At 51.3% G+C, this 20,186-nt stretch carries 18 protein-coding genes; 5 read left to right on the top strand and 13 right to left on the bottom strand.

Going from position 1 to position 20,186, the window contains the following annotated elements; genetic code table 11:
* Position 1: 1 nt before the first annotated feature.
* Complete coding sequence (locus GX659_03705; GenBank protein NLD27894.1) at positions 2–1,297, bottom strand: adenylosuccinate lyase; 1,296 nt, start codon at positions 1,295–1,297, stop codon at positions 2–4.
* A gap of 217 nt (positions 1,298–1,514) precedes the next feature.
* Here GX659_03705 and GX659_03700 point away from each other — a divergent pair, with 217 nt between their 5' ends.
* Positions 1,515–2,297 carry a hypothetical protein gene (locus GX659_03700; protein ID NLD27893.1) on the top strand — a complete coding sequence of 261 codons (783 nt, stop codon included), beginning with the start codon at positions 1,515–1,517 and terminating at the stop codon, positions 2,295–2,297.
* On the opposite strand, the gene GX659_03695 is transcribed toward GX659_03700, so the two are convergent.
* Positions 2,294–3,136 carry a purine-nucleoside phosphorylase gene (locus tag GX659_03695; GenBank protein ID NLD27892.1) on the bottom strand — a complete coding sequence of 281 codons (843 nt, stop codon included), beginning with the start codon at positions 3,134–3,136 and terminating at the stop codon, positions 2,294–2,296. The two genes, GX659_03700 and GX659_03695, sit on opposite strands and share 4 nt — an antisense overlap.
* Positions 3,137–3,168: 32 nt before the next feature.
* Entirely contained in the window at positions 3,169–3,810 is a 642-nt protein-coding gene (gene deoC / locus GX659_03690) for a deoxyribose-phosphate aldolase (protein NLD27891.1), read from the bottom strand.
* A gap of 138 nt (positions 3,811–3,948) precedes the next feature.
* Here deoC and GX659_03685 point away from each other — a divergent pair, with 138 nt between their 5' ends.
* The 4 genes from GX659_03685 to GX659_03670 all read left to right on the top strand — a co-directional run bounded on the left by GX659_03685 (position 3,949) and on the right by GX659_03670 (position 7,300).
* The gene (locus GX659_03685; GenBank protein ID NLD27890.1) at positions 3,949–4,227 is read left to right on the top strand and encodes a hypothetical protein; all 279 of its coding nucleotides are present in this window, start codon (positions 3,949–3,951) and stop codon (positions 4,225–4,227) included.
* Positions 4,215–4,958 carry a lipoate--protein ligase family protein gene (locus GX659_03680; protein NLD27889.1) on the top strand — a complete coding sequence of 248 codons (744 nt, stop codon included), beginning with the start codon at positions 4,215–4,217 and terminating at the stop codon, positions 4,956–4,958. The genes GX659_03685 and GX659_03680 overlap by 13 nt, the downstream gene beginning before the upstream one ends.
* A gap of 119 nt (positions 4,959–5,077) precedes the next feature.
* Positions 5,078–6,103, top strand: a complete 1,026-nt coding sequence (locus GX659_03675) for an FHA domain-containing protein (GenBank protein ID NLD27888.1) — start codon at positions 5,078–5,080, stop codon at positions 6,101–6,103.
* 405 nt (positions 6,104–6,508) lie between these two features.
* Complete coding sequence (locus tag GX659_03670; protein ID NLD27887.1) at positions 6,509–7,300, top strand: HAD-IIB family hydrolase; 792 nt, start codon at positions 6,509–6,511, stop codon at positions 7,298–7,300.
* A gap of 9 nt (positions 7,301–7,309) precedes the next feature.
* Here GX659_03670 and GX659_03665 read toward each other — a convergent pair whose 3' ends face one another.
* The 10 genes from GX659_03665 to GX659_03620 are packed head-to-tail and all read right to left on the bottom strand — an operon-like array spanning position 7,310 to position 19,882.
* On the bottom strand, positions 7,310–8,416 hold the full coding sequence (locus GX659_03665; GenBank protein ID NLD27886.1) for an Ldh family oxidoreductase: 1,107 nt from the start codon (positions 8,414–8,416) through the stop codon (positions 7,310–7,312).
* 18 nt (positions 8,417–8,434) lie between these two features.
* Positions 8,435–11,149, bottom strand: a complete 2,715-nt coding sequence (gene polA, locus GX659_03660) for a DNA polymerase I (GenBank protein NLD27885.1) — start codon at positions 11,147–11,149, stop codon at positions 8,435–8,437.
* Complete coding sequence (locus GX659_03655) at positions 11,149–12,354, bottom strand: bifunctional folylpolyglutamate synthase/dihydrofolate synthase (GenBank protein NLD27884.1); 1,206 nt, start codon at positions 12,352–12,354, stop codon at positions 11,149–11,151. Before GX659_03655 ends, polA begins: the two co-directional genes overlap by 1 nt.
* Positions 12,355–12,384: 30 nt before the next feature.
* Complete coding sequence (locus tag GX659_03650) at positions 12,385–13,650, bottom strand: SpoIIE family protein phosphatase (GenBank protein ID NLD27883.1); 1,266 nt, start codon at positions 13,648–13,650, stop codon at positions 12,385–12,387.
* Positions 13,647–14,051 (bottom strand): ATP-binding protein, encoded by a 405-nt coding sequence (locus tag GX659_03645; protein ID NLD27882.1) that lies wholly within the window; start codon positions 14,049–14,051, stop codon positions 13,647–13,649. Before GX659_03645 ends, GX659_03650 begins: the two co-directional genes overlap by 4 nt.
* 12 nt (positions 14,052–14,063) lie before the next feature.
* Positions 14,064–14,408 (bottom strand): STAS domain-containing protein, encoded by a 345-nt coding sequence (locus GX659_03640; protein ID NLD27881.1) that lies wholly within the window; start codon positions 14,406–14,408, stop codon positions 14,064–14,066.
* 33 nt (positions 14,409–14,441) lie between these two features.
* On the bottom strand, positions 14,442–15,824 hold the full coding sequence (locus GX659_03635) for a sigma-54-dependent Fis family transcriptional regulator (GenBank protein NLD27880.1): 1,383 nt from the start codon (positions 15,822–15,824) through the stop codon (positions 14,442–14,444).
* Between the two features lie 17 nt (positions 15,825–15,841).
* Positions 15,842–17,272: a sigma-54-dependent Fis family transcriptional regulator gene (locus GX659_03630; protein NLD27879.1), complete on the bottom strand. Its 1,431-nt coding sequence runs from the start codon at positions 17,270–17,272 to the stop codon at positions 15,842–15,844.
* Between the two features lie 25 nt (positions 17,273–17,297).
* Positions 17,298–18,722 carry a sigma-54-dependent Fis family transcriptional regulator gene (locus GX659_03625; GenBank protein ID NLD27878.1) on the bottom strand — a complete coding sequence of 475 codons (1,425 nt, stop codon included), beginning with the start codon at positions 18,720–18,722 and terminating at the stop codon, positions 17,298–17,300.
* Positions 18,719–19,882, bottom strand: a complete 1,164-nt coding sequence (locus tag GX659_03620; protein NLD27877.1) for a hybrid sensor histidine kinase/response regulator — start codon at positions 19,880–19,882, stop codon at positions 18,719–18,721. The genes GX659_03625 and GX659_03620 overlap by 4 nt, the downstream gene beginning before the upstream one ends.
* Between the last annotated feature and the right edge of the window lie 304 nt (positions 19,883–20,186).

Here is a 20,186-nt window from a genome sequence, read left to right as displayed (position 1 = left end):
TTTATTTTCCAAAAACCCTGTTGAATATAAAATCGACATGCTTCAGGTGATTTCCAATATCGAAAAGCCCTGAGAGATCCTTCTTTTTTATGAGTCCGCTGACTTTTTCGTCATCGAGCAGAACATCGATGAAGGGCCTCCTGTCATTCCAGGATTTCATCGCATCTCCCTGCACTATCTTATAAGCTTCCTCCCTGCTCATTCCTTTCTCGATCAGCTTGAGCATCACATCCTGGGAGGCATAAAGACCGAGCGAGCTCTCGAGGTTCGCCAACATTCTTTCTGGAAATACATCCAGCCCCTCTATAACGCCGTGAAGCCTCGCGAGCATGAAATCTGTCAGGATTGTAGAGTCCGGCGCAATCACCCTCTCAACCGAGGAATGGGATATATCACGCTCATGCCAGAGAGCAACATTTTCCAAAGCCGCTATCGAATTCGACCTGACGATACGAGCGAGCCCCGTCAGGTTTTCACAGAGTATGGGATTCCTCTTGTGGGGCATCGCGCTGGAACCCTTCTGCCCCCTGCCGAATGGTTCGGCAGCCTCGAAGAGCTCACTGCGCTGAAGGTGACGTATCTCTACCGCAACCTTTTCGATCGAGGATGCTATTCCCGCAAGAACCGAAAAAAAGTGAGCATGCCTGTCTCTTTGAACCACCTGAGTGGAAACCGGTTCAGGGGAAAGGCCCAACGATTCACACACCTTTTCTTCAATTTCAGGATCGATGTGCGCAAAAGTTCCGACGGCTCCAGAAATTTTCCCCACTGAAACATCGGCAAGCGCCCTCTTCATTCTGACGAGCTGTCTTTTGAACTCCTCGTACCAAAGGGCCAGCTTCAAACCGAATGAGGTAGGCTCGGCGTGTATCCCGTGCGACCGCCCTATCATCGGTGTATCCTTGAATTCATAAGCACGCTTTTTGAAAAGCTCAATCAGCGCTTCGAGATCCTTCACTATGATCTCCCCGGCCTCTTTGAGCTGGAGCGCGAAGGAGGTATCAAGCAGATCGGAGGAGGTCATCCCCATGTGGATGAATCTGGAGTCAGGGCCCACAGAGTCTGCGAGCGAGGTTAGGAAGGCTATTACGTCGTGTTTAACCTCCTCCTCAATCTCGGCTATTTTTGATATATCATACGAGGCTTTAGACTTTATTGTTTGAATAGATTCTTTAGGTATCTTTCCAAGTGCTCCCCACGCTTCGCAGACCGCTATTTCAATCTTGAGCCATTTCCTGAATCTGCTCTCATCACTCCAGATTTTTGCCATTTGCGGCCTGGAATAACGTTCTATCATCGAAAGACCTCCGCGTCGAAGCCTTTATAGCTCCAACTGCTTGATATTTAAAGCTTATTTGCCCATCAAAGAGGGAGCCGATATATATCCCAACTGCTCGAGGATATGCAACTCAAATCAGTGTGAAAGTACTTTTTCAACCACCGTTTTAAAAATCCAGAGGGTTTCAAATCGAAATATCTTGAGGAATTTGTGAATTAACTTAGAATCGCCCGTCATGCGTAAGCGTATCCTATACATCTACATCCTGTTCGCATCCCTCCTCTGCATGGTCTGCGCCTCATCAGCAATCGCACAGAATGCAGACACGATGCTTGAAGGGGTGATAGACAAGGAACTCCTTCCCAGCGACGCGGACCAAGAGCTTCAGGATGAGGATGAGCAATATCAGGATGAACTCCCCCAGGAGATTCCTCGCATTGAAGGCGGTGCAGCCGGTGAAGGAGATGACAGGCGAAAGGTGAGCATATCCGGAATGGTGGTCATGAATTACGTCTTCGACAACTCCCCGGACTCCTTCACGGTACGCTACAGATGGGAGCTCAGCGGAAATGCCAACGCCAGCACCTCTGTGATAAAGGGGGATCTGGATATAGACGCTGAAGTCGATGGCTATCTCGCAAAATGGCCCACGGGCGAATGCGCCCTAAACATAACAATTCCGAAGGTTCCATTTGAACTCACGTTCCGCAAGGATAGCGAGGAAAAGGGGGACATAAGAATTCAGTTCAAGCAGGGAATAAGCGAAAACTGGCAATCCAACTGCACCTTCCACGACGCCCCAGGGGCGCGCTTTGAAACCTCGGGGCCGCCTGAAAGATGGTTTGAAAAGGCGCTCTCAAAGGCCCGCCCTCCGATACGATCCATAGTTGTAAATTTGAGCGACGATGAAACCACGACTCCGCTGGTAATCCCCAAAGAGACCATCGGAGATCCTCCGGTTGGAAGCATGGAAGTGGAAGGAACAGCTTCGATCACAGTAACGCCGGCGGAAGGCTAAACATTTTTTTCGAAGATATCTCCGAGCACTCCTCGAATCAAATCCACCGCCTTCGGAGCGAGCTCGTTCATGGCGGCGAGCACTTCCTTGTGATTCATCTCACCAGGATGCAGGTCAGCAGCGGGGTTGGCTATGCACGACAGGGTCAGCACGCGCATCTTTAGAAAGTTTGCAGCTATGACCGAAGGAACGGTGGACATCCCTACCGCGTCGGCCCCCAGCTGGCGAAATGCGCCGATCTCCGCCTTGGTCTCATAGTTGGGACCCGATGTCGCAAGATAAACCCCTTCCTTCAGGTCCAGCTTCATCTCGCTGGCGACTTTATGAGCCAGCTCCCTCAACTCAGGATCATAAGCGCGCGTCATGTCCGTAAACTGATCGCTCTTCCTCTGGGTCGCTATCCCTATCAAAGGATTCATCCCCATAAAATTGATGTGGTCATTTACAACCATGATATCGCCGGGCTTCAGATCGCGACGAATCCCCCCCACCGCATTAGTGGTGATTAGAAATCGCACTCCCAATTTCTCCAGTACGAAATACGGAAAAACTATGACGTGAGGAGGATGCCCCTCATAATAATGAAAACGCCCCTGCATTACGGCTACTGGATTCCCTTGGAATTTACCGAATACCAGCCTCCCCGCATGCCCCTCAGCACGGGGAGTCGGAAAATTCGGAATCTCTTTATAGGGTATCGCCGTTTGATCCGTCATGGAGTTCAAAAATTTCTCGAGCCCTCCAGAGAGAACGACGGCAGCCGACGGCGAAGTTGATATCTTCTTCTGTATCCACCGGGCAGACTCTTCAACACAGTCAAAAAATGATTCTATCTGCACAATCCCTCCGTTTTGAAAATGGCTTCTACGCGCTATGGATTCACTATAGCCACACCCGAGGATGTCCCTATCCTCGATGCGCCGGCATCTATCATAAGCAGAGCAACATCGCGCGTCCTGATTCCTCCGCTGGCCTTTATCTTACACCTATCGCCGACCGCCCTCTTCATCGCGGCTACCGCTTCGACGGTGGCTCCGCCGGTTGAAAAGCCGGTGGAAGTCTTGACGTAGGCGGCTCCGGCGTCGGCGGAGATGATGCTCGCATCCTCAATTTCCTTCTCGGTAAGCAGACAGCTCTCTAAGATGACCTTCACAGTGCGGCCTGCAGCGGCCCGGACCACCATCTCTATATCCTTCCTCACCTCCGCAAAGCTCCCGGCCTTATAGAGGCCTATGGCCATGACCATGTCGATCTCGGTTGCACCGTTGACAAGCGCTTCCTCGGTCTCCTGGACTTTAGTGCGAGAAGTGTTAGCGCCGAGAGGGAAACCCACTACCGTAGCCACCTCCACCCCGCTCCCGCCCAGCAGCTTGGCCGCAAGCGGAACATAGACAGGATTGACGCATACAGCGGCAAATCTGTTCGAGATCGCCTCCTTGCACAGTTTTTCTATATCGGCGGGGATGGCTTCCTGCTTTAGCAGCGTGTGATCTATGAATTTGGCTATTTCCATAATCCCTCCTCCCAAAATTCCTGAATGGCAGGCCTCAGAAATATGATAATTCGGCGGCACATGCAACGAAAAGAACTTCTTTCAGCTTGCTAAAAAGCAACTTCTTTCAATAAAGTCGCCAGATCTATAAGGAGTTTTATGGCTGAGACGATTTACAAGGTCCATGGCGGAAAGATGCTGCGCGCGAAAGTCTGCGTAGAAGATGGAAAGATAAAGGACGCCATGATAACCGGCGACTTCTTCCTGCACCCGGAGGAAGATATTTCGAAAATTGAGAAACTCTTCGCCGGACGACCCATACCCCTGGATTCCAAAGCATGCGTTGAGGCGCTCTCGCTTGAACTTTCGGAATCACAACTCATCGGAGCCTCGACTCAAGATATCGTAACCGTAGTGAGTATGGCATGTGGAGAATAATCCCTGAAAAAGATTTTTGCGCCGCCATGAATATGGCGCTGGACGAGGCTATTATGGAGAGGGTTCGCCTGGGGGCTGATCCGACTATACGATTCTACTCCTGGAACCCCTCCGCTGTAAGCATAGGCTATTTTCAGGGGTATGAAAATGAGGTGAATGAAGAGGCATGCCGCTCCTCCGGAACAGAGATCGTCAGAAGGATTACAGGAGGGGGAGCGGTTTATCACGACAGGAAGGGCGAAATCACCTACTCCCTCATAGCACCCGAACAAATCTACCCCAGCGAGATAGCTGCAAGCTACGAAGTCATCTGTGGGCATATCGTGGAGGCCCTTACCAGCATTGGAATAGCTGCCCGCTTCAGCCCCATCAACGACGTCGTCATCAACGAACGGAAGCTCTCTGGCAGCGCGCAGACCAGAAAGAAAGGCGTCCTCCTGCAGCACGGCACGATTCTCTACAGCGTAGATGTTGAGAAGATGTTCTCACTGCTGAGGGTCCCCGACGAAAAAATGCGCGACAAACTCGTAAAAAGCGTCATGAAAAGGGTCTCCTCCGTCAAAGAGCAAAATCCTCGCATAAGCAGAGGAGAGCTCGGACAAGCCCTCTTTCACGCCTTCACAAAGGGTAAAAAATGGCGCAGGGGAGACTATCTCCCCGAGGAGCTGTCAAGGGCGCTGGAAATAGCGAGGATCAGATATTCGGAAAGAGGCTGGACTACGCAGCGATGAGAGCTTGCAAATTTTAAGATTCAATTGGCCATCGGACGGCAAAAGAAATATTGACCGTCCTCCCCCTCTTCCATATTATCGCCCGCTGTCGGAAACCCAAAAATGCACAGGAGATCAAAATGACGGCGGAGAAGCCTATAGAACTTGAATTTCCAATCAACCACGCGCTGGTCGAGGCGGCGACGCACGCTATGGAAGAATGGCGCGTCATCAAAGACCGCCTCAGAAGAATAGAGGAACACAAGGGTCAGGTAACCGAAAAAGTTTATGAGCGAGTCAGAAAAGATTATGAAGAGAGGCTCGCCAGCTCCACCGACTCGCTCCTTGAAAAAAAAGAGGAGATCGACAAAGAACTCAGCATACTCGAAAGCACCCGCTCCAAAATCAACGGTCAACTCGCCGAACATAAGCATAAGCTCGAAGAGGTCAATTTCCGTAACACGCTGGGAGAATTCGCCGAGAACGAATTTAGGGAAGCCTCCAAGGCAGAACAGGAAAAGATTCGTAAGTTCGAGACGGTCCTCGCAGCAGTGGAGAGTAATATCAGCAGATATCAATCGATATTCGAGGACGACGATGGGCTCTTCGTAAAGCAGGAGGAAAGCCACCCCGAAGAGGAGATCTCCGAGTTTTCGGAAGACCCCATGATATCTGCGATAAGAGAAGCGGACACCACGAGTCCATCCACCGAGCTCGACCGCGAAACCGACGCAGTCAACCTGCTTCTTTCCGAGGAACCGCAGGATGACTACTTCTCGGCCGAATCTTCGGAACCCGAATCCAGAGAACCGGATCAAACAGAGGAGAGCAGCACGATAAAAGCCCCCATCGAGGAGATCATCGGGGGAAGATCGCCACACCCGAGGATACTTGTAATCAGCGGGGAGATGTCGGGGACAGCCTACCCCCTGAAGGGTATTGTCTCCTTCGGCCGCGCCGAATCAAACACCGTGACTCTGCGCGATTCAAAATGCAGCAGACAGCACGCCCAAATACAGCAGCACGGAAACGAGTTCGTCGTCGAGGATTTGAACAGTTCGAACGGAACCTTCGTCAATGGAGAGCGCGTCAGTGAACACGTCCTTTCCAACGGGGATGAGATACAAATAGGCGATACGCTGATGCAATTTCAGATCAATGGTTGACGTGTACTGTTTTCGCAGCTCATCCTTCTATAAGTAACCTCTTAAAAATCAGCAAATTCAGGGCACCTCTAAAAACTATGCGATTGTCATCCCCGTAACAACCGTGACTGGGAAAAACAGAAGCTAGAAGCGAGAGGCTAGAAGCTAGAAAAATCTCGCCTGTAAAAATATTGCTTCTCACTTCTAGATTCTAGCTTCTTGATGTTTTGGTCGATGGTCAATTGTCCATGGTCGAAGTTATTGTTGCCGCTAGCTTTTCAGAGATTCCTATAGTAATGTCGAAGCATATAGAGATGATCTCTTCAGGGGCCCTTCGGTATAATTGCGCCTCCTCCGTCTTCACTTCCCGGTTTGACTTGCGCCAATCTAATTGATATCGCCCGTCTTTGAAAGGAAAACTCAATTATGCCAAAAGATATTTCAGAACTGCAGGCGGAGAATATACGGGTCATCTTTTTCGACATAGATGACACCCTTTCCAGCGAGGGTAAAATAAGACCCGAGGCCTACGCGGCGATGTGGAAACTGAAGGAGGCAGGAAAAGTCATCGTCCCCATAACCGGGCGCCCCGCCGGATGGTGTGATCATATAGCTCGGATGTGGCCCGTCGAGGCTATAGTCGGTGAAAACGGCGCCTTTTACTTCATGATGAAGGAAGGCAGAATGCAGAAGTACTACACAGCGGACAAATCCCGGCGTGGGGAATTCAAGCAGGGTTTGGAAAAGATACGCGCTGAAGTTCTCTCCGAGGTCCCATCTGCGGGGATATCCAGCGACCAGGATTATCGGGAATTTGAGCTCGCCATAGATTTCTGCGAGGACGTCCCCAGGCTCTCCGATGCCGATATCGAAAAGGTCGAGGAAATATTCAAGCGGCACGGAGCCACGACCAAGATCAGCTCGATCCACATCAATGGATGGTTCGGCGATTACAATAAACTCACCACAGCCAAGATATTCGCAAAAAACGAACTCGGGATAGATGTCGAAAAGAAAAACAGCCTATTCACTTTCTGCGGTGACTCTCCCAACGACGAACCGATGTTCGATTTCTTCGACCTGAGCGTAGGAGTTGCAAACGTGATGGACTTTGCAAACAGGATAAAATCGATGCCCAAGTTCATAACGAAATCGAAATCGGGAAAAGGCTTCGCGGAACTGGCGGACAAAATAATAAGCGCCGGATGCAGCGGGTAGCCACACCTCCTAAAAGCTCGTTTGATACTTCGCCAGGCCCAGCTCGTCGCGCATAGTGATAAGATTTTTTCTCAAATTGTTGTTTATCGGGATTCCCTCTTTCCCCCTGAGCCGCTCCGACTCGTATTCCTTCTCCCCTGCGGTGTAGATCCTCCCGGCACCTGGAACCTTCTGTGAATTCCTGAGAGTCCTTACGATATTTCCAGCGATCTTCTTGAAGATAGATATCGGGATGAAATGCTCGATATCTATAGCGAGAAAGAAGTGGCCGAGTCTGTACGGAGCAGGCTTGCCCGATTCATCTTCACCGAGGAGCCCCTTCAAATAGGCACCATCCTGTAGCGCCGCAGAGAGAATCTCGACCATCACCGCCCAACCATATCCCTTATGCCCGCCATAGAGTTCGCTCTCTCCACCTATCGGAAGAAGCGCGGCATCCCCCTTCGTTAGCGCCGAGAGCAGCTTTTTCGTATCGGTAAGGGATTGCCCGAGGTTGTTGATCGCAAGTCCGACTGGGGTCTCCTTCTCCTGACGATCGTAGAGCTCCAGCTTCCCACGCTGAGTTATCGATGTGGCGCAGTCGATCACGAACGGGAAAGGCTCATCAGTGGGAGCTCCGAAGGTAAGAGGATTCGTGCCGAGCAGCGGTTCCACTCCAAATGTAGGCGCGATGGATGGTCTGGCATTGGTGAATGTGAATCCCGCCATATTTTCCTTCACGGCCATTTCGGGATAGTATCCGGCTATTCCGTAGTGCGTGGAATTTCTAACGGCCACCGCGCCGAGTCCGAATTTTTTCGCCTTATCGATCGCAATGCGCATTGACCTGAACCCGATAACATGCCCCATGCCATGATGCCCGTCGACCACGGCAGTCGTCTCGGTATCTTTTACGATCTCTAACTCTGTTACGGGTTTCTGCACGCCGAGTTTTATTCTGTCATAATACATCTTGAGCCTGCCGATGCCGTGCGAATCGATCCCTTTGAGATCCGAAGCTATAAGGACGTCCCGACAGATGAGCGCGTCCTCCTTCGGAACGCCCATGCCGACAAGAACGTCGTTCATGAACTCTTTTGCCATATCCACCGGAAGCAGCATAATTTTCTCAGACATATTTCCTCCCCAGATTAATCAGTGGGCTTCGGCCCAGTTATCGGCTATTCCAACATCGACCACAAGCGGAACTTTGAGTTGCGCCGCCCCCTCCATCTTCGAAACTACGAAGCTCTTCAAAACCTCACAATCTCCATCAGGGACCTCAAAGAGGAGTTCGTCATGAACCTGGACTATCATCTTCGCCCCTTTGGAAATATCGCCTATCCCGGCATGTATATCTATCATGGCTATCTTGATTATATCGGCGGCAGTCCCCTGAAAAACCGTATTGAAGGCAACACGCTCGGCGATCTGCACCGCCATCCTGTTCTGGCTTGAAAGCTCCCCTACCGGACGCCTTCTTCCAAATAGGGTCTCGACGTATCCCCTGTTTTTCGCCTCGTATAAAACGAGTTCGCGATATTTGGCTACGGCAGGATACTTCTTGAAATAATTTTCTATATAACTCGCCGCCTCACCCGCAGAAATCCCAAGCTGTTTTGAAAGCCCGAAGGCCCCCTGACCGTATATCGTAGCGAAGTTGACCGTCTTGCCGACCGTGCGCTGCTCCCTTGTGACATCCCTCACGCGCACCCCAAAAATTCCGGAGGCCGTTATGGCGTGTACATCGAGCCCCTCCGCGAAGGCCTGCAGAAGGTTTTCGTCGCCGGACATGTGGGCCAAAACGCGCAACTCTATCTGGGAATAATCCGCCGAGAGGAGTTTGAAACCCTTTTCAGCTACAAAAGCCTCGCGAATTCGCCTTCCCTCTTCCCCGCGCACCGGTATATTCTGAAGATTCGGATCCGAAGAAGAGAGCCTCCCTGTCGCCGTTCTGGCCTGATTGAAAGAGGTGTGAATCCTTCCGCTGCGCTTGTATATGAGCTGGGGCAACGCATCGACGTAGGTGGATTTCAATTTCGAAAGAGTCCTGTATTCTAGAACCTTGCCAGGAAGTTCATGCTGCGATGAAAGCTCCTCCAGAATCTCCTGGCTCGTGGAATAACCGGTTTTCGTTTTTTTGCCCCCTTTGAGGGAGAGCTTTTCAAACAGTATGACGCCAAGCTGCTTCGTAGAATTGACGTTGAACTCCTCGCCCGCAAGCTCAAAAATTTTCTTCTCCAGAGATCCCAGCTTATTCGCGAAATCGGCCCCTATCCGGGCAAGCTTTCCGGAATCCACCTTCACCCCCGCTATCTGCATGTCCACAAGGGGATCGATCAACGGCATCTCTATCTTATTGAAGAGGTCGCGGCATTTTTCCTTTATCTCTTTTCTGAATATGTGAAAAAGGCGCAGAGCCACATCGGCATCCTCGCAGGCATAGTCGCGCGCCGAATCTATCGGAACTCTTGAAAAGCAGATCTCAGATTTACCCTTCCCTACGACATCCTCATATCGGATCATCCTGTGCTCGAGATATTTTTCGGCAAGCGAATCCAGGTCATGCTCCCCGAGGGGATCTATCAGATATGAGGCTATCATCGTATCAAAGTGCACCCCGGCATATTGAAAACCGTGCTGCTTCAATACGGTAAGATCATAGTTCAGATTCTGGCCGATCAGGGGGAGAGAAGGCTCGGCAAGAAGCGGCCCCAGATGCCTTTTTATCTCCTCGATGGTCAGCTGTGCCGGAGGGTCCGAAATTTCAAAGAGAGGCCCTTGATCGCAGAGGTTGGAAGGAGCTGAAGGAAGATGTCCGATGGGAAGATAGGCAGCCTCACCGGCCTCCCAGGAGAGGGAGAACCCCACGATCTTGGCGTCGATCGGATCAAGGGAGGTAGTCTCGAGGTCTATGGATAAATATTCTTTATTTTTTAAGCTGTTACATAGCTTTATCAAAGCTTTTTCTTCTGTAACTGTGAAGTATTTCTCGAAGGATATTGTGGATTCAAATGTATTTTCTCCGAGTTCAGTCAGAAGCCCTGAAAATTCTAACTCTTTAAAAAACGCGACGGCTTGCTCCCCCCCCATCCTTTTAGGGACGAGATCCTTGAGTTGTATATCGAGCGGGGCATCGGTAGCTATCCTAACTAGGCTCAATGAAATACGGGCCAGCTCCGCACCATCCAGAAGTTTTTTGCCGAGGCTGCCACCGATCCTTTCCGCATTCTTGATGACCTTTTCTATGCTGCCGTATTCCCGTATCAGTTTGGAAGCAGTTTTCGGACCAACCCCGGATATCCCGGGAACATTGTCGGATGAGTCCCCCGCCAGACCGAGAACTTCAACCACACCTTCCGGAGCAACGCCAAATTTTTCAATCACCTCTTTGTCGCCAACCCATTTATCCTTCATGCCGTCGTACATGATGACATTTGGACCTATCAGCTGCATCATATCCTTATCGCCGGAGACTATTACAACCTCGGTATCATCGGAGGCATACTTTTTCGCCAGCGTTCCGATGATATCATCGGCCTCGTACCCCGGGAGATCGACCCCTTTAAGCCCAAGTGCCTCGACAAGCGGGCGCATATATGGAAACTGTTTTTCGAGATCCTCGGGCGGAGCCTGTCTGTTGGCCTTGTAATTTTCAAAAATCCCGTCCCGAAAGGTTGGCTCCGGACGATCGAAGCAAACCGCCATGTATTCCGGCTTGCCCTCCTTCTGAAGCTTGAGGAGCATCTTCGCAAAGCCGTGGAGGGCGTTCGTCGGAAAACCTTTGGAATTGGTCAGTCTGGGAATCGCATAGAAGGCGCGAAATAAGTAGTTGGAACCGTCGATGAGATATAATCTCTTTTTTGCCATCAGGAGATCCTGTTAAAGAAGGCCTTGGCCTCCCCTACGACCGTCAGGGAACCGGAGACGATGAGAGTCTCATCCTTCCCGAGTTTTTTCATCGTCTTTTTCAGGGCATCGACGACACCATCCTCTATGGAGATATCCGCCCCGGAAGATCTGGCAGCGGCAGCGAGATCCTTTGGTGACGCGGCCCTCTCCGAAGGGGCCCGAACACAGATGATCCTGCTGAAAAGCGGTGCCAACGGGCGGATCAACCCGGAGAAGTCCTTGTCGCCAAGAACGCCCAACATGAGTACGGCCTTCTTTTTTGGAACGCTGCTTCTGACAAAACATGCGAGGGACTCCGCGCCAGCTACGTTGTGGGCGCCATCGAGGATCACCATCGGCGACTGCGAGACGACCTCCAGCCTTCCCGGCCAGGATGTCTCGAGCAGCGCTTTTTCGACGTTGTCTATGTGAAAACCGTATTCGACAAGTATATCCGCAGCCTGCACCGCACATGATGCGTTTTGCCTCTGATGTTCGCCCTTGAGCCCGAGCTCGCCTTTCACATCATCTGGAGAAGCCGTGCAGAGAGGCGAGCCGATATCATCGCAGGCATTTTTGATGACGTTCATAACTTCCGCAGGCTGATAAGCCGTGACCGTAGGGACGCCGCGTTTGATTATTCCGGCTTTCTCCCTCGCAATTTCCGACAGAGTCCTTCCGATGTGTTCGGTATGATCGAATGATATGGGGGTGATAATCGACACCTTGGGGATAATGACATTGGTGGCATCAAGACGCCCGCCGAGCCCGGTTTCGAATACCGCGATCTCCACCTTCGACTCCCTGAAATGAACGAACGCGGCCAACGTCAGCATTTCAAAAAAACTGAGCGAGCGCTCATCCATCAGCGAGTTTCTGATCATGCCGATGACATTCGAAAAATCATCTTCGGATATTTCTTTTCGATTTACCTGAATGCGCTCCCTGACATTAACCAGATGCGGAGAGGTGTAGAGTCCAACGCGATATCCGCTCTTCATGAGGATTTCCGTCATGAACGCCGCTGTCGACCCCTTCCCGTTCGTACCGCCTATATGGACGGAAGGATATTCGCTTTGCGGCTGTCCCATCGAAGAGCACCCCTCCGTGATGGGCCCCAAATCCATGTGAAATCCCTTGGGCCTCAAGAGTTCTAAAAATTCGCAGGCTTCCTCGTAGGACATCGTAATCTCCTGTCAGAATTCGCTTTGAGCTCAGCCAACCTTGATCACCAACGCTGTTATATCGTCTCTCGCTGGAAGCGGATCTATGAAGGCCTGAACCGTTTCAACAAGGACATCGACTATCTGTTGAGCGCTTCCGACCACCGCATCGCGCAGACACTCCTTCAGACGATCGTGGCCAAAGCGCTCCCCATTTTTGTCCACGGCCTCCGTTATTCCGTCCGTGTAAAGAACTATGACATCGCCCTTCGACACTACGACCTGCCTCTGGTGAAAGACCGCCTTGGGTTCTATCCCCAGAAGAGGATCGCCGGTGCCATGTTCTTCGAAAGCTGCGTCGGCGTTTCGCCACACTATCGGCGGAGGATGGCCGGCGCTTGTATATTCTATCAACTGACGCGATTTGATGTACTGAAGATAGGTGGCCGAAATGAATTGCTCTGCCTGAAAGAGATCCTCAAAAAGTATCGTGTTGATCTTCTGCATCAACTCGGAAGAGTTGAATTCCCAATCGCGCTGTGCCCTCATGGCCGAGCGGAAGGCCGCCATGATAAGAGCGGCGCCGACCGAATGCCCCGACACATCTGCTATGACGAAGGACGGTTTTTTAGGATCATTTGTGAAGCAATCGTAATAATCTCCCCCGACTCTTTCGGCGGTGATGAGCCGCCCCGCCACATCGAGCCCTTCTATTTTGGGAGAATCGACGGGTACGAGCCTATACTGTATCTGCCTCGCTATCTCGAGTTGCTGCTTCAGGCGTTCGTTGGCCTGGCGTTCCTCCATGAGCTGCTCTATATGAAGATAGGCCGCGGCCTGATTCGCCAGGGTGGTGAGGAGTTTCAAATCCGACTCCGTGAAAGGGCTGCCGTCGCTGCGATCCGTGACATTTATGACTCCAAAGGCATCTTTGCCTACCTTCATGGGAAAGCACGTGACCGGAGCGGATATCAGAGATTTCGTCCGGTACTGCCCTTTGCCCGGCCCAGCCTCCTCTGCTTTGATCTCCTTGATAAGAAGCGGCTCGTTGCTGACGAAGACCTTACCGGAAATCCCCTCGCCAACTTTTACCAATGCGTTTTTCACTATTTCAGGTGAGATCCCTCTTGCAGCTACTATGCGCAGTGCGCCGATCGAGGAATCGTATCTCATTATCGAAGCGCGCTCGACCCCAAGGGTTTTCACGACGACATCGAGAATCAGGTCGTAGATCTTACCCGCATCAGCCGCGGTTGCTATAGCCACACTCAACGAGTGAACCGCCTCAAGCGATGTCGTACTGGAATGTTCATTCATATCTCGTATTCCATCCTTATCCTGTGATTTCCGTCGATAACTAAACTTTCGACCCTGGTCATAAGCCGGTTCATCAGAAAGAGCCCTCTGCCACGATCGGACATCTCATCCGGAATATCGGCAGCCACATTTTTCATCCCGCATCCGCAGTCGCCGATATCCATCGTTATTCCCTTCCCGTTCAAACGGAGGGATATGCTTATTGGCTTCTCGCCATTTTCATCATGCGCATGAAAGATGGCGTTGTCCACCGCCTCCACCAAAGCGATGGTGCAAGGGAAGAGGGCTCTCTTTGGGAAGAGCTCTTCGCCTACGAGACCTTGGACTGAAGCCAGCCATTCGCGTAAAGGAGCAAGCTTCGAAGTTTCGCTCGGTATTGTCAGCTCGCATGAAAACGGCATTGGAAACAAACCTCATTTCATCTCGTCGAACTTGCGGACAGCAGCGTCGGAATCGCTGCACACGTCGAAAAGCCTGTGAAGCCTGGTAATCTCGAAGATCGTCTTAACATCCTCATTAAGCCCGGCCACTTTGACATCGCCCTGCTGTTGGCGCACCCTCCTTAAAAGGGATATGAGAACCCCAAGCCCCATCGAATCTATAAAATTGAGGGAACTGCAGTCTATGACGAACTGTTTGGATCCCCCCTTGACCAGGTCGTAGGCTACCTTTTTAAAACCGGCGACCGAGTCAGCGTCGAGGCTTCCGCCGCACTGTAGAACCTGAACCATGCCGTTTTGCTTCACTTCGATATTCATCTTATCAACCTCCATTTGCAGACTGTGATGAAATCATTTCAGCTCGTATTGCTTTATTTTCCTGTAAAGAGTTGCCTGCCCTATTTTCAATTTGCGGGCGGCCTCGCTCACATTCCCCAAGCATCTCCTGAGGGCGGTCTCTATAGCATACTTCTCCACCTGCTCCAATGGTAGAATTTTCTGCCCGTCAAGTGGGGCCATGGAAGGTTCCGGGTAGTTGGAAATGTGTGGTTTACTCTCCTCCCTGTGAAACTGTTTGGGAAGATGGGCCAGCTTGACCCTGCTGTCGTTGTTTAGAACGACCACCCTCTCTATCACATTTTCGAGCTCCCTGACGTTGCCCGGCCAATCGTAATTCATAAGGGCATCGAGGGCGGCGGGGGCGAAATCGACGAATATCTTTTCATTTTTGGATGAATATTTGTCGAGAAAGTGCTTCGCCAAAATCGGTATATCCTCCGGCCTTTCCCGGAGCGGCGGAATGTTGATAGGCACCACGTTCAGCCGGTAGAAGAGATCCTCGCGGAATCTTCCCGATCTCACCTCTTCCGCCATATCCCTGTTCGTGGCCGCGATTATCCTAACATCGACTGTGATCTGTTCGTTCCCCCCGATACGAGAAAAACTCCGTTCCTGAAGAAATCTCAGCAACTTGACCTGCAGAAGGGGATCCATCTCGCATATTTCATCCAGAAATAGAGTGCCGCCATTGGCTCTCTCGCAGCTGCCTAAATACCTCCTATCGGCCCCTGTATATGCCCCCTTTTCGTGACCGAAGAGCTCGTTTTCCAGAAGTTCTCTTGGGATCGCACCGCAATTGATATCCAGAAACTTTTTTCCGCCGCGGTCGCTCATCCTGTGGATCGCCTGAGCGACAAGCTCTTTGCCAGTGCCGCTGGCTCCGGTAACGAGAACCGTAGCGTTGCTCTTAGCAACCATACGTATCATTCCGAATATTTCCTGCATCTGCGGACTCTGCCCGATGATATCGCCAAGCCCGGTCGCAATACCGAACTGGCTCTCAAGAAAATAGACCCTCTTGGTCAGGTCATACATCCTCACGGCGTTTTGAACGACGTTTTGCAGCTTGTCCACGTCGCCCGGGTAGAAGAGATAATCGTAGGCCCCGGCCTTCATCGCTCCGACCGCGCTCTCCGGAGATTTGGAACGGGTGAGGACCACCACCGGAAGATTGTCGTTGAGTTCGACGATCCCCTTGACCAGCTTGGCGGCGCCGCTTGAATCCGGATTTTCAAATACTATTACAGCGCAATCCACGCTGTCGACCTGCCCCTGCCAATCCGTCTTTCGCGTGGGGATCATAACGGTCCGCCAATTTGTGTCACGAAAGAGCTTTTCGATAGCCGGAGAGAGCTTTCTCTCATCGTGAATGACCATCACCCTGCACTTATCCATCTTGAACCCCTCCGATATCATTCCTTGTTAAACTCTTCTTTGTACTCTTCCACGAGTATGGAATATTTTTTTATCAGCTTCTTGAAATTGGATCTGTCCATCTTTGCCTTGTCCGCAGCGAAGGATATATTGCCGCCGGCCCTCTTCAGCACCGAGGCTATGTACCCCCTGTTGAAGGATTCCAGGGCCTTGTTCTTCGCCTCCTTGTAAGCCAACTGATAGAGGTCCGAAGATGTGCCGAAATCATTCTGCGCATAGAATGCCTCGCCGAGGATCTTAGGGGGAAGATCCTGGGTAGTTATAGATTCGTCGGTCGCGAGGACGACGGCGCGTTCGATGACGTTTTCGAGCTCCCTTACGTTGCCCACCCAGGAATACGACTGCAGAGCGTGAAGCGCGTCTATAGAGATCCTCTTGACCGTCTTTTTCATGCGCTTGGCATACTTGTCGAGAAAATGATAAGCGAGCAGAGGGATGTCATCCCGCCTGTCACGAAGCGGCGGCATGTGTATTCCTATCACATTGATTCTGTAATAGAGATCCTCTCTGAAGCCCCCTTCGCGCACGGCCCTTCCCAAATCCCTATTGGTGGCTACTATGAGCCTGACATCGACGTACTCGACATCGTTGGAACCTACCGGCCGTATTTCCCCCTCCTGCAGAAACCTCAGGAGTTTCACCTGCAGCAACGGGGGCATCTCCCCTATTTCATCGAGAAAAACAGTTCCGCCCTCAGCGGTCTTCAGTAGTCCCGGTTTGTCGGCTATCGCTCCGGTGAATGAACCCTTGATATGGCCAAAGAGTTCGCTTTCAAGAAGATGCCCCGGAATGGCAGCGCAATTTATCACCACAAAGGGCATATCCTTGCGCTTGGAACGAAGATGGATCGCGTGCGCGACAAGCTCCTTCCCTGTTCCGCTCTCGCCCTGTATCAAGACGGCGGAATCGCTCGGGGCTATGCTGTTAATTATGTCGAATATCTCGTGCATACTCCGACTTTTGCCCACCATCTCCTCGAAGTACGGTGAATCAGCACCCCTCCTCTCGAGAGACCTTATCTTATTCACGAAAGAAAAACGTTCCATCGCCTTCTCGAGGACTATGACGACCCTGTTGATGTCGTCGAAGGGCTTGGTAAAGTAATCGTAAGCCCCCTTCTTCATAGCCTGTACGGCTATCTCTTCAGACCCGACCCCGGTCATGATGACTATCTCAGTTCCCAGATGATTGGATTTTACGTAGTCGAGAAACTGAAGCCCGGTGAAACCCGGAAGCTTTATATCGACCACCGCCGCTTCAAAAATTCCAGAGCTCAGACGCTCCAGGGCCTCCTCGCCGCTCCTTGCCACCGCATAGCTCCAGTTGCGATCGCGTGAGATGCGCTCGAATATTTTGACGATTGCGTCATCGTCATCCACTATCAGGAGATTCATCCTGTGCATCGGCATCTTTCAAATTCTCCGTAGGAGGAAGTCAGAGTTCAACTTCAAGCTTCTTCTTCTTTATTTTCTCGACCAGCGTGGTCCTGTTGAGTTTCAACAACGCGGCGGCCTTGTTCTTGTTGCCGCCCGTTCTTTTCAGAGCCCCGACGATCAGCTTTGATTCAAACTGTTCGACAGCGTCCTTGAATGAAAGCCCTGCATCCGGAATATCGAACTCGTTTTTATGCTCCGAATCGCCACTTTTACGCACAGCGCGATTTTCCGGGCTGTATCCGACTATCTTATGCGAAAGGTCGGAGAGCTCGATCCGTCCGTGAGACTTCACGATGGCAAGCCTCTCCACGACATTTTCAAGCTCACGCACGTTGCCGGGCCAGTCGTATTCGACCAGGGCTCCCATCGCCTCTGGAGAAATTTCGCTTACGCACTTTCCGGACAGGCTGCAGCTCTTGTTTACGAAATGCTGAACCAGCAGCGGTATATCTTCCTTACGTTCGCGGAGCGGAGGCACGTGAATCGGGATCACGTTGAGCCTGTAGTATAAATCCTCCCTGAACTTTCCCTCTTTCACGGACTTCTCAAGGTCTTTGTTCGTCGCTGCGATAATACGGACATCGACCTGATGAGTCTGTGTCGATCCCACCGGATCGAAGCGCTGTTCCTGCAAGACCCTGAGAATTTTCACCTGCAGCTTCAGAGTCATGTCCCCTATTTCATCCAGAAATATCGTGCCGCCATTTGCGGCGTCGAACTTTCCCATCCTGGTAGCCACCGCTCCGGTGAAGGAGCCTCTTATGTGTCCGAAGAGTTCGCTCTCCAAGAGTTCCTCCGGAATGGCTCCGCAATTCACTATTATCAGCGGCTTGTCCTTCCTAGGGCTATTATAGTGGATGGCTCTGGCCACCAGCTCCTTGCCAGTGCCGCTTTCACCTGTAACCAGTACGTTGGAATCGCTCTCCGAAACCTTCTCGATCATGTCGAAAACCGATGCCATCTCATCGCTGTTGCCCACGATATTTTCGAAATGATATTTGTCCCTAAGCTGTTTTTTGAGGATTCTGTTTTCTTCCTTGAGTTGGCTGTGTTCCAGGGCCGTGGCTATCAGCGACGCTATATCATCGAGCTCGAAGGGCTTCGTGAGGTAATGATACGCGCCGGCCTTCATAGCCTCGACAGCGGACGTGATCGTGCCGAAGCCTGTAAGCACTATCGGAACTATGGCGGGCTGTACCTTCTTGATCTCCCTTATGAACTCCACCCCATCCATCTTGGGCATCACGAGATCGACGAGCGCGAGATCGAAACTCTGATCGGCGGCATATTTCATCCCCTCTTCGCCGTCCTTGGCCGTCACCACTTCGTATTTCAGCCCTTTCAAAAATCTTTCAAGGGCCTTTCTTATAGCGACTTCATCATCAACGATAAGAATCCTTGCCATCTTTTTCCCCCTCGTCATTTGGACGCTGGCAAAAGCACAACGAATTCCGTGCCGCCGCCCTCCACATCCTCGAATGTTATAGTGCCGCCGTGCTCGCGAACTATCCTGTAGCTTATGGAAAGACCAAGCCCCGTTCCTTTTCCCGGCTCCTTAGTCGTAAAAAAAGGATTGAAAATCTGGTCGCGTACCTCGGAAGATATTCCGTGTCCGGTGTCTCTGATCTTCACGACCACCTTCTTTCCGCCCTCCGAAGAAGATGTCGAAACGAAGAGCTTCCCGCCCTTATTCATCGAGTGGCAGGCGTTGGTCATGAGGTTGAGAAAAACCTGCTGGAGCCTGTCCGCCCTAGCCATCACCCTGGGGAGCCTGCCGGCAGCGTCGAATATCAGCTCTACATTTAAGGATTGCATCTCCCTGCGAATGAATGGAAAAACTTTTTCTAGAATTACGTTCAGGTCGGTCGGTGCGAGTTCCCCCTCCCTTGAGCTCCTGGAAAAATCGAGAAGATCGGCGACAATTTTTTTGCAGCGCCCCGCCGCTTCCTCTATCGCATCGAGGTCGTCCTTGATCACGGGATACTCAGCAGCATCGCGTTTGAGAAGCTGCGCAAAGGCGATTATCCCTCCGAGCGGATTATTGATCTCATGCGCCACGCCGCCTGCGAGCATCCCTATCGCGGCCATCTTCTCCTGCTGGATCACCTCTCGCTGCAAGCGCCGCTCCTCAGAGACATCCCTGTAATGAAGTATGATGGAACCCTTGTCATCCCCTGTGTAACGATATGCGCTGACCTCGAATTCCCTCCCGAATATCTTGTTTGCCAGCAGTGAAACAGAGGGCTTTTTTCCTTTCGACTTCACGAGAACCGGGCAGCCCGTGCATGGAACATCCCTGCCCGCGAAGACTTCGTAGCATTTTCTACCTATTATCTTCCTGATATCAGACTTGGCTATTTCTGCGAGGGATATATTGGCCCTCAGTATCTCATAATCCTTGGATATGATTTGCACCGGCGAGGAGATGGCATCGAAAGTTGACTCCCACATGTACTTCCCGCGTTCGAGAATGGATACGAGCTTTTTCAGCTCCGAAAGCTGGGACTGAAGCTCAGCGATCCTCGAATCCTCCCTCTTCTTACCCCTGCTTTCAGCAGATTTTTTTGCGGATTTTTTAATCATAATGGAATCTCATATTGATAAATATAGAAAACCCCTCTGGAATGCTAGCAAAATTTTGACACCTCGTTATTGGTTTGTTTTTTAAGCAAAAAAGCGGATCAGTCGAGGGGTGGGTGGGTAAAAAGCTCTCCATGTCATTGTAAGTTATGGAGCCTCTGAAAAGCTAGCTGCAACAACAACTTCGACCATGGACGATTGACCATAGACCAAAACATCAAGAAGCTAGAATCTAGAAGTGAGAAGCAATATTTTTACAGGCGAGATTTTTCTAGCTTCTAGCCTCTCGCTTCTAGCTTCTGTTTTT

This window comes from Myxococcales bacterium (assembly GCA_012513515.1).
Lineage (GTDB): Bacteria > UBA10199 > UBA10199 > 2-02-FULL-44-16 > JAAZCA01 > JAAZCA01.
The sequence above is the reverse complement of the archived record's forward strand: the minus strand, read 5'-3'. Positions and strand labels throughout refer to the sequence as shown.

Bases quoted from the DNA above. Each gene is read 5' to 3' on its own strand.
- GX659_03705 (NLD27894.1), bottom strand. From the start codon at position 1,297: ATGATAGAACGTTATTCCAGGCCGCAAATGGCAAAAATCTGGAGTGAT.
- GX659_03700 (NLD27893.1), top strand. From the start codon at position 1,515: ATGCGTAAGCGTATCCTATACATCTACATCCTGTTCGCATCCCTCCTC.
- deoC (NLD27891.1), bottom strand. From the start codon at position 3,810: ATGGAAATAGCCAAATTCATAGATCACACGCTGCTAAAGCAGGAAGCC.
- GX659_03685 (NLD27890.1), top strand. From the start codon at position 3,949: ATGGCTGAGACGATTTACAAGGTCCATGGCGGAAAGATGCTGCGCGCG.
- GX659_03680 (NLD27889.1), top strand. From the start codon at position 4,215: ATGTGGAGAATAATCCCTGAAAAAGATTTTTGCGCCGCCATGAATATG.
- GX659_03675 (NLD27888.1), top strand. From the start codon at position 5,078: ATGACGGCGGAGAAGCCTATAGAACTTGAATTTCCAATCAACCACGCG.
- GX659_03670 (NLD27887.1), top strand. From the start codon at position 6,509: ATGCCAAAAGATATTTCAGAACTGCAGGCGGAGAATATACGGGTCATC.
- GX659_03665 (NLD27886.1), bottom strand. From the start codon at position 8,416: ATGTCTGAGAAAATTATGCTGCTTCCGGTGGATATGGCAAAAGAGTTC.
- polA (NLD27885.1), bottom strand. From the start codon at position 11,149: ATGGCAAAAAAGAGATTATATCTCATCGACGGTTCCAACTACTTATTT.
- GX659_03655 (NLD27884.1), bottom strand. From the start codon at position 12,354: ATGTCCTACGAGGAAGCCTGCGAATTTTTAGAACTCTTGAGGCCCAAG.
- GX659_03650 (NLD27883.1), bottom strand. From the start codon at position 13,650: ATGAATGAACATTCCAGTACGACATCGCTTGAGGCGGTTCACTCGTTG.
- GX659_03645 (NLD27882.1), bottom strand. From the start codon at position 14,051: ATGCCGTTTTCATGCGAGCTGACAATACCGAGCGAAACTTCGAAGCTT.
- GX659_03640 (NLD27881.1), bottom strand. From the start codon at position 14,408: ATGAATATCGAAGTGAAGCAAAACGGCATGGTTCAGGTTCTACAGTGC.
- GX659_03635 (NLD27880.1), bottom strand. From the start codon at position 15,824: ATGGATAAGTGCAGGGTGATGGTCATTCACGATGAGAGAAAGCTCTCT.
- GX659_03630 (NLD27879.1), bottom strand. From the start codon at position 17,272: ATGCCGATGCACAGGATGAATCTCCTGATAGTGGATGACGATGACGCA.
- GX659_03625 (NLD27878.1), bottom strand. From the start codon at position 18,722: ATGACGAGGGGGAAAAAGATGGCAAGGATTCTTATCGTTGATGATGAA.
- GX659_03620 (NLD27877.1), bottom strand. From the start codon at position 19,882: ATGATTAAAAAATCCGCAAAAAAATCTGCTGAAAGCAGGGGTAAGAAG.